The sequence below is a fragment of the Winogradskyella bathintestinalis genome (assembly GCF_030407435.1).
In the GTDB taxonomy this organism is placed as follows: domain Bacteria; phylum Bacteroidota; class Bacteroidia; order Flavobacteriales; family Flavobacteriaceae; genus Winogradskyella; species Winogradskyella bathintestinalis.
Genome location: NZ_JASDDK010000002.1, coordinates 902,998 through 918,125, shown reverse-complemented (window position 1 = coordinate 918,125; position 15,128 = coordinate 902,998). Strand labels below are relative to the sequence as shown.

Genomic DNA, 15,128 nt, shown 5'->3' with positions numbered 1-15,128 from the left:
TAGATTTATTTCTATTTGTGTTGTACAGCTATAATAGATACTAATTGTGGGGGTGAGGAAGTTAAAAGAGCGTTTAAATCGGCCAAAAAAAATGCCAAAAAAATGAACTTTAAGGCCTCTTTTATAATGAAGTAATCTGTGATTAACTTTGTTCAGCATAGACCTTTTAATTAGAAAAACAAGCGTTAAAAAAAAACCACCTCATATAGAGGTGGTTTTTATATTTTATAGCATTTTTTTTAAAATGTACCGACTAAGCCTATAGTACCTAAACCCGCACTAAAACGCCAACTTATTGTATTTGGTTTTGAATACTCGTAATAATTATTTTTATTCATAAAATTATCTATACTGTCTACCACTACAATACTTAGCGCCATACTTAAGCCCACATCACTTAACCAATGCGCATTTGCCCATAACCTTGAAATAGGTGCAATAGAACCTACGGTGTAGATACCTGCTTTAACCCATAAGCTGTCAAATTGTTTTGCAATTGCATGCGCCATTGAAAACGATAAAATACTATGCCCAGATGGAAAAGAATGAAACCCTGGTTTACTGCTAAATGGTTCAAAATCGTCTCTATCTCCAGTATCTGGTCTGGCACGACCAACTACGGTTTTAGAAATTGACTGAAAAATTCCAGTGGTGGTTGCCGAAGAAATAATTAAAATTCCGGTACGGCGAACTTTTTCATTATCAGTAAGTAAACCAAAGCCATATACACCAGCAGAAACCATAAAGAAATTTTGTGGACTTCCAAAATACCAACCAAAATCCTTTATAATATCAGGTGCGTCTTTTCCTTGCTTAACAAAGTAATTTTGAGCTTCCCTATCGCTTAGGTATAAAAGTCCTGTGCCGGCAATAATTCCACCTGCGGTTAAAAAGTTATCACGTTTCCAATGAATAGGTCTAGCGAGAGAATAACCTACACTTTTTAAACCAACTTTTGCGTCGTATTTTAAATTTTTCCAAATTTTACTAGTTTTATTAGTGGTAGTGTCTACCTGCGAAAACAGTGAAATTGAAATTAAAGAGATTAAAATAAATGTAAACGTTTGTTTCATTATCTATAATACGTTTTATGCTAATAAAATGTGAATTATAAAGCCTTTGATTTTTAAATCAAAGGCTTTATGCATGATTACTGATTTGTTAATCAGTATTTTGTATGTCACTAATATAATGTGTGCTTACATCATACCTGGCATTCCGCCTCCACCCATTGGTGGCATAGCAGGTGCATCTTCTTTAATATCTACTAAAGCACATTCCGTAGTTAAGATCATACCCGCGACAGAAGCAGCATTTTCTAATGCGATACGTGTCACTTTTTTAGGATCAATGATACCAGCTTTAAGCATATCTACGTAAGTTTCAGTTTTGGCATCGTAACCAAAGTCTTTCTTACCTTCTAAAACTTTATTAATAACTACAGAACCTTCGCCACCGGCATTCTCAACGATGGTACGCAAAGGTGCTTCAATTGCTTTATTTACAATTTGTACACCAGTTGTTTCGTCTAAATTGTCGGTTGTAATTTTCTCTAATGTTTTCTTAGCTCTCACAAAAGCAACGCCTCCACCGGCAACTATACCTTCTTCCACTGCAGCACGTGTAGCATGCAACGCATCATCCACACGGTCTTTCTTTTCTTTCATTTCAACTTCAGAAGCGGCACCAACATAAAGGACTGCAACACCTCCAGCTAATTTTGCTAAACGCTCTTGAAGCTTTTCTTTATCGTAATCAGAAGTTGTTGTTTCTATCTGAGCTTTAATTTGGTTCACTCTAGCCTTAATATCAGCTGCTTTACCTTCACCATTAACAATTGTTGTATTGTCTTTGTCAATAGTTACCGTTTCAGCAGTACCTAACATTGATAAGTCTGCATTTTCTAAAGAGAAACCTCTTTCTTCAGAAATAACAACACCACCTGTAAGGATAGCGATATCTTCTAACATTGCTTTACGTCTGTCTCCAAAACCTGGTGCTTTTACAGCTGCGATTTTAAGACCTCCACGTAATTTATTTACAACTAATGTTGCTAAAGCTTGTCCTTCAACATCTTCTGCGATGATTAATAACGGACGACCAGATTGAGCAACAGGTTCTAATATTGGCAGAATTTCCTGTAAATTAGAAATTTTCTTATCAAATAAAAGAATGTATGGATTTTCTAAGTCAGCAATCATTTTGTCAGAATCGGTAACGAAGTATGGCGATAAATAACCTCTGTCAAATTGCATACCTTCAACCACGTCAACATAAGTTTCCATGCCTTTGGCTTCTTCAACAGTAATCACTCCTTCTTTACCAACTTTTCCGAATGCCTTAGCGATTAAATCACCAATAGTATCATCATTGTTAGCGGAAATTGCAGCAACTTGCTTAATCTTATCAGAATCGCTTCCTACTTTTTTAGATTGCTTATCTAAATCTTTTACAATGGCCTCAACAGCTTTGTCAATACCACGTTTTAAATCCATTGGGTTTGCACCGGCAGCAACGTTTTTAAGCCCTTCTTTTACTATAGCTTGTGCTAAAACAGTTGCGGTAGTTGTTCCATCACCAGCTAAATCGTTAGTTTTAGAAGCCACTTCTTTTACCATTTGCGCTCCCATGTTTTCAAGCTCATTTTCAAGCTCAATTTCTTTTGCTACAGAAACTCCATCTTTAGTGACCTGAGGTGCACCAAATGATTTTCCTATAATTACATTACGACCTTTTGGGCCTAACGTTACTTTTACTGCATTTGCTAAAGCATCGACACCACGTTTAAGTCCGTCGCGTGCTTCTATATCGAATTTTATATCTTTTGCCATCGTTAAAATTTTAATTTTAGCGTTTCCGCGTAAGCGGAAAACTGTTTTTGTTTAATTTGAAATAAAGTTTTAATTAATAAGATTCCTGTTTTTACAGAAATAGAATTATATAATCGCTAAGATGTCACTCTCGCGCATCATTAAATAATCCTTACCTTCTAATTTTAATTCTGTTCCGCCATACTTACCGTACAGTACAGTATCACCAACTTTAACAGTAATAGGTTCGTCTTTTGTTCCTTTGCCTGTGGCAACAACAGTACCTTTTTGAGGTTTTTCCTTTGCATTATCTGGAATAATAATTCCTGAAGCGGTTTTCGTTTCAGCTTCTGTTGGTTCTACAAGAACACGGTCTGCTAATGGTTTAATGTTTAAGCCCATTTGTTATATGTTTTTAGTTGTTTAAATTAATAAATTACGCTTTAGCGTATTTCGAAAATTATGCCAAGACGCAAAGTCTGACAAAGTTTCAGATGCTATTATAAATTTTAGTGGTTTGCGATATTTTTAACAAAAAAAGCCAGCTTTAAAAGCTGGCTCTATATTATTAGGATAATAACGTATTGTTATTCTCCTGAAGTATCTTCTGTACTTGTAGGTTGGTCAGTTGCCGGTGCTGGTGCAACTGGCATTTCTGTAGCGTCATCAGCATCATAAGCTTTAGATTCTGTATTTCCACCTGAGCTAATAGTTAAATTTGACGCTAAGATTAACACAATTAATCCTATAGCTAAAAACCATGTACTCTTATCTAAAAAGTCTCCAGTTTTCTTTACACCACCCATTTGCTGTGTGCCACCACCACCAAAAGATGATGATAAACCTCCTCCTTTAGGATTTTGTACCATTATTACTACGACAAGTAAGAAAGCTACGATTACGATTAGTACTAAAAATATTGAAAATGCACTCATTTTATATTGTATTATTATCTTTTAATTCTTTTACCAATTTTATTTGGTGTGCAAAGAAACTACTTTTTTCTGGATATTTCAAACTTAAAATTTTGTAAGATTGAATTGCTTTGTCGTAATTTTTTTGTTCTAAATAAATTCGCGCCAAAGTTTCTGTCATTAAACTATCTGAAATGGCTTCATCGTTATTGACTAGTTTAGGTTTTGGTGCATTACTAGAAACGGGTTTAATCTTTGGGTTATTGTTAATAAATTTATCAATAATAGCTAATTTATTTTGAAGAGGAATAGCGGTTTCATCCTCCTGAGCTTGTTTTTCTATTAGAGTTTCACTTGCTCTCGACGTCTGCGAATCGGGTTCTTTTTTAATGTCATTACGGACAATAGGTTTAAAACTTGTAATCTTTAGCCATTCTGTAAATGAATGATTTTCAGTTTTATCAAACTCTAAAGGCTTACCAATATTAAGTTGTTTTTCAGCCGTTATATTTTTAACGTCAACGGATAAAATAGAGTCTTCAATTCTTGATTCTCGGATTTCGAGTGTGGGTTTTGGCAAAGGTTTTACCTCAAATAAACCAGGGTCTAAAACACCTTCTGTTGCTTTAATTTGTTCTTTTAATGCATCATCTATAGTCACACTTTTATTAACCGAAATATCATCGACTTCATTAACTACAATAGATTTTATATGTTCTATATTCTGTTTAATTTGATCTGAGATTTTATTCTGATTAAAAGAGTTAGATGTAATATAATCGAACAACACACTGCGGTCCGCCGTATGGGCAGCCGTGACTTTTAAGGCATTATTATATTTGTAACTTTCTATTTGTTTTAAGCCTTTTAGATATAATGCTCGTAAAGGTTGAAAGTAAGGAAAATCTTTAATTGCCGACGACAGCATCTCGGTTTGAGAAGCTGTAACGGCTTCGGGGTGTTCTAGTAAATATGTGAGTTCTCTAAGCTGCATAAATTTTACCAATCTGCTAATGTTGCGTTTAAGATGTCTTGTGTGAGACGTTCTAAAATTTCATCAAAAGCAATATCTTTTATGCTCCCATTAAGTTGGGCGTTGGCAGGATAATCGGAAAAAAATGAAAAACGTTGTTCCATATCTTTTTCTGGATCCTTAGTATTAATATAGCGGACATTAACACTTATAGTTAGCCTGTTTTGTGCTGCTTTTATTTCGGCAGTTGCTGTCATTGGTGAAATACGGTATTCTACAATTTCACCTTCGTATATAACTTCTCCTCCGGTGGTGACTAACTGTGCACTCGTTTGGTTAACGATTCGATCTTGCAGGGCATTGGTAAATAAACGGTCTAAGCCAGGTTCTACTAAATCAGCATTGTTCTGAAAAAAGTTAACCTGAAATGTTTCTGGTGTCTCAGTAATTCCGGTAAAAGAGTAATTGACTTTGCAACCGAAACTAAACACGCAAATAAAGGCGACTAAAATGTATTTTAAATTTTTCAATTAATAAAAGTTTGATTTTTTCATGGTTATGAAAGCATAAATATAACCGTTATAATGTTTATTATTAATTCTTCAGTCATTTGTCTAATGGCTTCAGTACTATTTCTTATAAACGAATTTCTTATCGTGAATATTTTTATAGCTGTCAAATAGTCTATTTATAACTAAATATTTTTTAAAATTTCAATTTTCTTATTATTGAAACTCTAATCTTATTTTATAGATCGAATTGCTTAATTTTTCTATATAGCGTACGTTCACTAATCCCTAATTCCGCAGCAGCCAATTTACGTTTTCCACTATGGCGCTCTAACGATTTTTTAATTAGCTCTAACTCTTTATCATGTAAAGAAAGGGTTTCCTCTTCTTCAATTTCTTCAGCAAAATGATATTTGTCTTCTAAATCTGAAATTGACTGTTCACTAGTTTCTGATTGTTGCGGTATGGATAGTACTTCTAAGTCTTCTACAGCAGCTTCAAATTCTTCATCTTTATCATCCCCACCGTAGATTTTTTGAATTAAATTTTCGTTGTCTTTTTGTACATCAGAAGTATTACCGGTTTCCATAAGTTTCATAGTGAGTTTTTTAAGATCATTGAGATCACTCTTCATATCGAATAAAACCTTATATAATATTTCGCGTTCGCTACTAAAATCACCTTCAGACTTCGAATTATTAACCACGGCCGGTAAGTTATTGCCAATATTTGGTAAGTAATTTTGAAGTGTCTCTGGATTAATGGTTCTGTTTTGCTCTAAAACAGATATTTGTTCTGCTACATTTCGTAGTTGACGAATATTACCATTCCAACGAAATTTTAACAATAAATGAATCGCATCATCCGATAATTTAACGGTTGGCATCTTATATTTTAATGCGAAATCGCTAGCAAATTTTCTAAATAACAAATGAATATCTTCTTTACGCTCTCTAAGTGGAGGTAAATTAATTTCAATAGTACTTAATCTGTAATATAAGTCTTCTCTAAATTTTTCTTTCTTAATGGCGTCAAACATATTGACGTTTGTCGCTGCTACAATTCTAACATCGGTTTTTTGAACCTTACTCGAGCCGACTTTTATAAATTCGCCATTCTCTAGAACACGTAGTAAACGTACTTGAGTGGTTAATGGTAATTCTCCAACTTCATCTAAAAAAATAGTGCCCCCATCGGCGACTTCAAAGTAACCAGAACGAGTGGCAGTGGCGCCCGTAAATGCTCCTTTCTCGTGTCCGAATAATTCGCTATCTATAGTACCTTCCGGAATAGCTCCACAATTTACAGCAATATATTTACCGTGTTTTCTGTGTGATAATTGGTGTATTATTTTTGGAATACTCTCTTTACCAACACCGCTTTCTCCAGTAACTAGAACTGAAATGTCTGTAGGAGCAACTTGTATCGCTTTTTCAATAGAGCGATTAAGTTTTGGATCGTTTCCTATAATGCCAAAACGTTGTTTTATGGCTTGTATTGATTCCATAGTAACTTCCTGCAAAGGCAGGCATTTCTTTTTAAGTTAATATCTTAATTATTATTTAGAATAGTCAACAGCTTTTCCTATAAGCGTTGCGCTTGTGCAATCTGTAATGTGAACATTAACAAGATCACCAATTTTATAATCTTCTTTTGGAAAAACGGCAACGGTATTATCTGAGGTTCTACCAGACCATTGTTCATCCGATTTTTTAGAAGCTTTTTCAATCAGAACTTCAACAGTTTTATTGAGATGTTGACGTGTGTTAATCGCACTATATTTTCGTTCTAGTGCTATAATTTCACTTAGACGTCGTTTTTTTGTTGCTTCTGGGACATCATCTTCCATCTTACGACCTGCTAACGTGCCAGGGCGTTCAGAATAAGTAAACATATAACCAAAGTTATATTTTACATATTCCATTAAACTTAACGTGTCTTGATGGTCTTCTTCTGTTTCTGTTGGGAAACCAGCAATTAAATCTACACTGATTGAACACTCTGGAATGATACGCTTAATATTATCGATAAGTTCAAAGTACTCTTCACGTGTGTGTAAACGGTTCATTTCTTTAAGGATACGATCACTTCCGCTTTGAACAGGTAGATGAATATGTTTGCAAATATTATCGTATTTCGCCATAGTTTCAATAACATCCATAGTAAAATCTTGTGGATTAGAAGTTGAAAATCGAATTCGCATTTTTGGCTGTGCTTTGGCACAAAGTTCTAAAAGATTGGCGAAATTTACTGCAGTCGCTTTTTGTAAATCTGATGCATTATTGAAATCTTTCTTTAAGCCTCCTCCATACCATAAATAACTATCGACGTTTTGGCCTAACAGTGTAATTTCCTTAAATCCTTTAGACCATAAATCGTTAACTTCTTCAATAATACTTTGTGGATCTCTACTACGTTCTCGTCCTCTGGTAAAAGGAACAACGCAAAATGTACACATATTATCACATCCGCGAGTAATAGAAACGAAAGCGGTAATTCCATTGCTATTAAGCCGTACAGGCGAAATATCTCCATAAGTTTCCTCCTTAGAAAGAATGACATTTATGGCGTCTCTGCCTTCGTCCACTTCAGCGAGAAGATTAGGTAAATCTTTATAAGCATCTGGACCTACTACTAAATCTACTATTTTCTCTTCTTCTAAAAATTTGGTTTTTAAACGTTCTGCCATACAACCTAATACACCAACCTTCATTTTAGGATTGGTACGTTTTACGGCATTGTATTGTTGCAAGCGTTTTCTAACCGTTTGCTCTGCCTTGTCTCTAATAGAGCAGGTGTTAACTAGTACAAGATCGGCTTCTTCTAGAGTCTGTGTGGTGTTAAAACCTTGTTCTGATAAGATGGAAGCTACAATTTCGCTATCGCTAAAATTCATGGCGCAGCCATAACTCTCAATAAATAATTTACGTTGGTTGCCTTCTTTTTGGTCCAAAACCAAAGTATCTCCTTGTTTGTTTTCGTCTATTGTTTTTTCCATACCATTTTCCGTAGAAACGGAAATTTCATAAATTTAAAGAAAGATTATTATTCTATAATAATTTGTAATTTTCAATAAGAATGCAAAGATACTATAATTTTAGAGATTGTGACAAAGTGGCAGTTATAATTTCGTTAAGGTTTTTGTTTGAATATCTCTAAAAAATAGATTTCTTTTGAAGAATTAACTAAACCATTTAAGAAATGACTGCTACTACTATTAAAAACAAAATTGAACATGCAAAAACTTTAGACTTTGGTAACTTATTTAATAATTCTATAGAATTATTCAAGAACGTTTGGGTTCAAGGTTTAGTAACTTTATTACTGAATATGGTTATGGCAATACCAGTTGTAATGATTGTATATGTACCTGTTATTCTATTTGGTTTAGCAGATATTTATAATAATACCAATACTTATGATCCGTACCAAGCTTCCACATCATCCAGCCTTAGCGGTATAATGATCATCGTTATGGCGTTGGTCTATATCTTTCTTATTATAACTATGAGTACTATCGGGCTCGGTTTAAAGGCTGCATTTTACCGAATTTGTAAACTTAAAGATTTAGAGCAATTAGGTAGAGAAGATTATTTTTATTTTTTCAAAAAGCCGTATTTGCGTAAAACGGTAAAGTTAGGCTGCGCTTTTTCAGCTATTGCAATTATAGCTACGATGTTATGTTTTATTCCTATTATATATGCCATCGTACCTTTGTCGTTTATTGTTATAATTTATGCTTTTAACCCAGATTTATCGATTTCAGAAATTATTAAATTGTCTTTTGATCTTGGAAATAAAAAATGGCTGCTTTCATTCGGTCTCATGTTTGTAACGGGATTCTTGGCTATGATAGTAGGGGTTCTAATGTGTGGTTTTGGTGTGTATGTTACAAGTTCATTTAGCTATTTACCTGCTTATTTTATTTATAAAGAGGTAGTCGGTTTTGAAGAAGAAAACGAACAAATGAAACGTATTGAGAATTTATCTATATAGTTACGCAACCCTTTATTCGATTTTGCATCTATTATATAAACACGCAATCCTATGAAAATCAGACAAATTTTAATGGTTTTATTATTTTGTTCCTTATTATTGGATACACAATGTAATGAAGATGATGGTGCAATATTAAGCTGTGATTTAGGGGTTGTTGTTGATAGTGAGGCTTATATTATGACTGAGACTAATAATTATACTGTAGGAAATATGTTTTTTAATCGCGATTGTTTGTTTGTAGAAGTAACTGCTAGTGGTTGTCGTAGCGATTCTTGGCAATTGACTTTAATTGATTCGGGTAATATTGCTGAGTCATTGCCAAATCAACGGTATTTAAAATTAGCACTTACAAATAATGAAACTTGTTCAGCGGTCTTTACCACAGAGGAATCTTTTAATCTAGCAGCACTGAGAATTAATGGAGTTAATGAAATAGTATTGAATATCGAAGGATTTCCAGAGCAACTTTTATATACATATTAATTTCTATTTCTAATATTTTATAAGCATTAGAAGCCTTGCAGTTAGCAAGGCTTTTTTGTGGTATAGTTTGAATAAAACACGATAAAAGCCATCGTATTTACGTCCAAATTAGGTTTGTATCTTAATTTTCATATACATTTGTAAACGCAAAAAATTAAGAATGTCGAAGAATCTAGTTATTGTTGAGTCACCTGCAAAGGCTAAAACCATTGAGAAATTTTTAGGAAAAGATTATAAAGTGGAGTCCAGTTTTGGGCACATTGCTGATCTGCCTTCTAAAGAATTAGGAGTAGATGTAGAAGGGGATTTTATGCCCAAGTATCAAGTCTCTAAAGACAAGAAAGATGTAGTTAAAAAATTAAAAGACTTAGCAAAGAAAGCAGATATCGTTTGGTTAGCAAGTGATGAGGATCGAGAAGGGGAAGCGATTGCTTGGCATTTAGCTGAGACTTTAAAATTAGATAAGGATAAAACAAAACGTATTGTATTTCATGAGATTACAAAATCTGCAATTAATAAAGCGATTGATAATCCAAGGAATATTGATTATAACTTAGTAGACGCTCAACAAGCCAGGCGTGTTTTAGATCGAATTGTAGGCTACGAACTTTCACCAGTTTTATGGCGAAAAGTTAAAGGAGGGCTTTCGGCTGGTCGAGTACAATCGGTTTCGGTACGTTTAATTGTAGAGCGTGAACGCGATGTTCAAGCTTTTGAAGCTTCGGCTTCTTATAGAATTGATGCAGAATTCACCAATGAAAACGGAAATACATTTAAAGCTAAATTGCCTAAGAATTTTGATTCTGAAAAGGAAGCCTTACAGTTTTTAAATAATAATATTGGAGCCTCATACGAAGTTGCAGATTTACAAAAGAAACCCGCTAAAAAGTCACCAGCCGCGCCGTTTACCACTTCAACACTTCAACAAGAAGCATCGCGAAAATTAGGGTTTTCAGTTAGTAGAACCATGACTAATGCTCAGCGTCTCTATGAAGCTGGTCTTATTACGTATATGAGAACAGATAGTGTTAATTTATCTGACGATGCTAAAAAAGGTGCCGAAAATGAAATTATATCAGCTTATGGTTCTAAATTTAGTAATCCTAGGAATTATAAAGGTAAAACTAAGGGAGCACAAGAAGCACACGAAGCTATAAGGCCAACAGATTTTTCCAATCATACGGTTAACGCAGAACGCGATCAAGCAAGATTATACGATTTAATTTGGAAGCGTGCTATAGCGTCACAAATGAGTGATGCTAAATTAGAGCGCACCAATTTAAAAATTCAAATTAATGCCAAGAATACCCTAAAGGAACAATTTTCAGCCAATGGTGAGATCATCACTTTTGAAGGTTTTCTTAAAGTCTATTTAGAAGGTACTGATGATGAAGATGCAGAACAAGAAGGTATATTGCCAGATTTAAAAGTGGGGGAAATCCTTCAGAATAAATATATTACAGCTACAGAAAGATTTACACGTCCGCCTGCAAGATTTACGGAAGCTTCTTTAGTGAAGCAATTAGAGGAATTAGGTATTGGTAGACCGTCAACTTACGCGCCGACAATTTCAACTATTCAGAATAGAAATTATGTTGAAAAAGGAACGCACGAAGGTGATGAAAGAAAATATAAGCAACTGGTTTTTGAAAACCAAAAGATAAAAGATAATACACTTTCCGAACAAACTGGCTCTAATAAAGGAAAATTAGTCCCTACAGATATAGGAATGATTGTGACGGATTTTTTAGTCAATCATTTTGAAAGTATTTTGGATTATAATTTTACGGCCAAAGTAGAGGATAAGTTTGATGATATCGCTGAAGGGAAAGAAGATTGGCGAGAAATGATGAAAGATTTCTATAAAGGTTTTCATCCACAAGTTGAAGATGTGCAAGAAAATGCAGAACGCGAATCTGGAGAACGTATTTTGGGAACAGATCCAAAAACAGGACGTCAGGTTAGTGTGCGTTTAGGTAAATTTGGACCAATGGTTCAACTTGGTATTCAGGATGAAGAAGAAAAACCAAAGTTTGCTAGTTTGTCTCCAGATCAGCAATTAAATTCCATTACTTATGATGAGGCCATGGATTTATTTAAACTACCAAAGGCACTTGGGCATTATAAAGAAGAGGAAGTTGAGGTAAACAACGGACGTTTTGGTCCGTATGTAAGATTTGGTAAAAAGTTTGTGTCTCTCCCTAAAGGAGTCGATCCATTAAGTGTTGATATGGATGAGGCCATGATTTATATTAAGGAGAAAGAATTGGCAGACGCTCCTATATATATGTATAAGGATTTAGAAGTGACTAAAGGCAAAGGACGTTTTGGGCCATTTATTAAATGGAACAATATGTTTATTAATGTTAATAAAAAATATGATTGGGATAATCTTTCTGAAGAAGACATTGTAACTTTAATAGAAGAAAAGATACAGAAGGAAATTGATAAGGTAATCCATAATTGGGAAGATGAAGGAGTGCGTGTAGAAAAGGCAAGATGGGGAAGACACAATATTATAAAAGGTAAACAAAAGGTTGAATTGGCTAAAACAGTTGATGTTAGTAAAATGACCTTAGAGAAAGCACAAGCGCTGCTCGAAAAAAATGCGCCTAAAAAGAAGACTAGAAAGAAGACTGCTAAAAAGAAAACGACGACTAAAAAGAAAACTACCACCAAAAAAAAATAATTACATATGAATTTTAATTTTCTCACGCCTGTATCAGATGCAGTCTTAGCTCATAACGAACTAATTGCGCAACAAGCGCTAGGGAAAAAAATTAAAATCCATTCGCGTCAACATGGAATTCCTGATCTCGAAAATGTGCAAATGGCCATTATTGGAGTTCAGGAAAAAAGAAATGATGTCAATTATATCGGTTCAAAAGTTAATTTTGATACCATCCGTAAAACACTATATACCTTATTTCCTGGTAATTGGCATACAACGTTAGCAGATCTTGGTGATATTGAAAAAGGTGAAACTGTTGAAGACACTTATTTTGCAATTAGAACAGCTATTACCGTTTTAGTTGAAAAAAAAATCATTCCAATTATAATAGGCGGTAGTCAAGATTTGACTTACGCTAATTATCGAGCCTATGATTCGTTGATGCCAATGGTCAATGTGGTAAACGTTGATACTAATTTCGATTTAGGTGATGCCAATCTTCCTATAAGAAACAATAGTTATGTAGGAAAAGTAATTGTTGAAGAGCCTTATAATTTATTCAATTACACCACCATTGGGTACCAAACCTATTTTAACTCTCAAGAAGAAATTGATCTACTAGAAAAATTGTACTTTGAAGCCTATCGTCTGGGTGAGATCTCTGGCGATATAAATAAAGTAGAACCATTAATGCGCGATGCCCATATTGTTTCGGTCGATTTAAAATCAGTCAGAGCGGCTGAGGTAAGTGATAACCAAAAGTACTCGCCAAATGGTTTTTCAGGAAAAGAGATTTGTGCAATAAGTAGATATGCAGGTATAAGTAATAAAGTGTCTTCTTTTGGCATTTATGAATACAGCGCATCAAAAAATGATAGTACAACTTCGATGCTTGTAGCTCAAATGATATGGTACTTTGTAGAAGGGGTAAATTGTCGTGTAAAGGATGATGATTTTAATAATGAAGATCAGTACCAAAAGTACAATGTGTTGGTTGACGATGATGAGTTGATTTTTTTCAAAAGCTTAAAGACGGGACGATGGTGGATTGAAATTCCTTTTTTACCAAATGTTAATAATAAATTAAAAAAGCATACGTTATTACCATGCATGCATTCAGATTATGTACGTGCTACTCAAGGAGAAATACCTGAACGTTGGTATAAAGCCTACAGGAAGAATAGCTTTTAAAAAGTGCACTTAATCGAATTTTAACATTTGTTTTATCGACGAAATGCTTATTTTGAGGGTAAAGTGCAAAAAAAAGATAAAAAAAGTTGTTTATTCGAAAATATATAAATATGTTTACGTCCTCAAAATTAATAAGGACTAATTTAACCTAGAGTTACTATGAATATTAAGAAGTTTATTTTGTTAACCGCAGTACTAGTTATGGTAGCCAGTTGTAATTCTGGAGATCGTGGACAATTAGTAGGTGTTAAGGGTAAGAAATGGCATCCAGAAAAACCCTATGGGATGACGTTAGTGCCTGGTGGAGCTTTCATTATGGGTAAATCCGATGATGATTTAGCTGGTGTTCAAGATGCGCCTACAAAAACCGCAACAGTTCGTGCTTTTTATATGGACGAAACAGAAATTACCAATAGTGAGTATCGTCAATTTGTAGAATGGGTGAGAGATTCCACATTAAGGTTGAAGTTAGCTGAAATGGCTGATTTAGAAGGTAAAACGGCAGGAAGTGGTGATATTGGTGAATTTGCTTATGTAGATTCAGATCCAAATAATCTTAATGCTTACGAAAGTTATATGGTTAATACTTACGGTAATCAACAGCGTAAAATTAATCGTGATGTCGATTTATATTTTGATACAGACGATTATCCTGATGAATTATATGCTGAGGTTATGGATGGCATGTATTTGCCTTTAGAGGAATCATACAATGGTCAACGTACTTGGGATGTAAAACAATTTAAATTTCAATATTCTTATATGGATATTGCTAAAGCGGCAAAAAACAGAGGTTTAAAACGTTCTGAGGTTATTGTACAGCAAGAGGTTGAAGTTTACCCAGATACCACTGCTTGGATTAGAGATTTTGCTTATTCTTACAATGAGCCAATGCATAACGATTACTTTTGGCATGATGCGTACGGAGCATATCCTGTAGTAGGTGTTTCTTGGAAGCAAGCGCAGGCTTTCTGCCAATGGAGAACACTTTATCATAATGCAGATAGAAAGAAAAGAGGAGTTCATGCAATAAACTCATACAGATTACCATCTGAAGCAGAATGGGAGTATGCAGCTCGTGGTGGTTTGCAAGGAGCATCATATCCTTGGGGAGGTCCTTATACCAAAAATGATAGAGGTTGTTTTATGGCTAACTTTAAACCTTTAAGAGGTGATTATGCTGCAGATCAAGCATTGTATACAGTAGAAGCGGATGCTTACGATCCTAATGATTTCAACTTATATAATATGGCAGGTAACGTTTCAGAATGGGTAAACGGTTCTTATGATCCTGCATCTTACGAGTATTCGTCAACGATAAATCCAAATGTTAATGATCCAAATAATTCACGAAAAGTGGTAAGAGGTGGTTCATGGAAAGATGTTGCTTATTTCTTGCAGGTAAGTTCTAGAGATTACGAATATGCAGATTCTGCAAGAAGCTATATTGGTTTTAGAACAGTTCAGGATTATATGGGAACTGAAGTCACTAAAAACGCAGCTACAAACTAAAATTTAAACTTAACTTAATCTAAATACTAATCCAAAATGAGTAAAATTTAACCAACGCTCATTTGA

The 15,128-nt window shown here is 34.3% G+C and carries 13 protein-coding genes; 5 read left to right on the top strand and 8 right to left on the bottom strand.

Annotation, left to right across the window (positions count from 1 at the left end; all coding sequences use genetic code 11):
* Window positions 1-239: 239 nt before the first annotated feature.
* The 8 genes from QMA06_RS09015 to miaB all read right to left on the bottom strand — a co-directional run bounded on the left by QMA06_RS09015 (window position 240) and on the right by miaB (window position 8,204).
* A complete protein-coding gene (locus tag QMA06_RS09015) occupies window positions 240-1,073 on the bottom strand; it encodes a phosphatase PAP2 family protein (RefSeq protein WP_290206506.1) in 834 nt (277 codons plus the stop codon).
* A 126-nt stretch (window positions 1,074-1,199) separates the two neighbouring features.
* Complete coding sequence (groL, locus tag QMA06_RS09010) at window positions 1,200-2,831, bottom strand: chaperonin GroEL (RefSeq protein WP_290206505.1); 1,632 nt, start codon at window positions 2,829-2,831, stop codon at window positions 1,200-1,202.
* A 105-nt stretch (window positions 2,832-2,936) separates the two neighbouring features.
* Complete coding sequence (locus tag QMA06_RS09005) at window positions 2,937-3,212, bottom strand: co-chaperone GroES (RefSeq protein WP_290206504.1); 276 nt, start codon at window positions 3,210-3,212, stop codon at window positions 2,937-2,939.
* Window positions 3,213-3,397: 185 nt separating this feature from the next.
* Window positions 3,398-3,745: a preprotein translocase subunit SecG gene (gene secG, locus QMA06_RS09000; RefSeq protein ID WP_290206503.1), complete on the bottom strand. Its 348-nt coding sequence runs from the start codon at window positions 3,743-3,745 to the stop codon at window positions 3,398-3,400.
* Window position 3,746: 1 nt separating this feature from the next.
* On the bottom strand, window positions 3,747-4,718 hold the full coding sequence (locus QMA06_RS08995; protein ID WP_290206502.1) for a hypothetical protein: 972 nt from the start codon (window positions 4,716-4,718) through the stop codon (window positions 3,747-3,749).
* A 5-nt stretch (window positions 4,719-4,723) separates the two neighbouring features.
* A complete protein-coding gene (locus tag QMA06_RS08990; protein WP_290206501.1) occupies window positions 4,724-5,227 on the bottom strand; it encodes an LptE family protein in 504 nt (167 codons plus the stop codon).
* A 217-nt stretch (window positions 5,228-5,444) separates the two neighbouring features.
* Window positions 5,445-6,713 (bottom strand): sigma-54 interaction domain-containing protein, encoded by a 1,269-nt coding sequence (locus QMA06_RS08985; protein WP_290206500.1) that lies wholly within the window; start codon window positions 6,711-6,713, stop codon window positions 5,445-5,447.
* 51 nt (window positions 6,714-6,764) lie between these two features.
* The gene (miaB, locus tag QMA06_RS08980) at window positions 6,765-8,204 is read right to left on the bottom strand and encodes a tRNA (N6-isopentenyl adenosine(37)-C2)-methylthiotransferase MiaB (protein ID WP_290206499.1); all 1,440 of its coding nucleotides are present in this window, start codon (window positions 8,202-8,204) and stop codon (window positions 6,765-6,767) included.
* A 203-nt stretch (window positions 8,205-8,407) separates the two neighbouring features.
* Here miaB and QMA06_RS08975 point away from each other — a divergent pair, with 203 nt between their 5' ends.
* From QMA06_RS08975 to porK, 5 genes are all read left to right on the top strand, one after another.
* A complete protein-coding gene (locus tag QMA06_RS08975; RefSeq protein WP_290206498.1) occupies window positions 8,408-9,202 on the top strand; it encodes a hypothetical protein in 795 nt (264 codons plus the stop codon).
* A 51-nt stretch (window positions 9,203-9,253) separates the two neighbouring features.
* Window positions 9,254-9,688 (top strand): hypothetical protein, encoded by a 435-nt coding sequence (locus QMA06_RS08970; protein ID WP_290206497.1) that lies wholly within the window; start codon window positions 9,254-9,256, stop codon window positions 9,686-9,688.
* A 160-nt stretch (window positions 9,689-9,848) separates the two neighbouring features.
* A complete protein-coding gene (topA, locus tag QMA06_RS08965; RefSeq protein WP_290206496.1) occupies window positions 9,849-12,377 on the top strand; it encodes a type I DNA topoisomerase in 2,529 nt (842 codons plus the stop codon).
* A gap of 6 nt (window positions 12,378-12,383) precedes the next feature.
* The gene (locus tag QMA06_RS08960; RefSeq protein WP_290206495.1) at window positions 12,384-13,550 is read left to right on the top strand and encodes a formimidoylglutamase; all 1,167 of its coding nucleotides are present in this window, start codon (window positions 12,384-12,386) and stop codon (window positions 13,548-13,550) included.
* Between the two features lie 165 nt (window positions 13,551-13,715).
* The gene (gene porK / locus QMA06_RS08955) at window positions 13,716-15,062 is read left to right on the top strand and encodes a T9SS ring complex lipoprotein PorK/GldK (protein ID WP_456119803.1); all 1,347 of its coding nucleotides are present in this window, start codon (window positions 13,716-13,718) and stop codon (window positions 15,060-15,062) included.
* The last annotated feature ends 66 nt before the right edge of the window (window positions 15,063-15,128 follow it).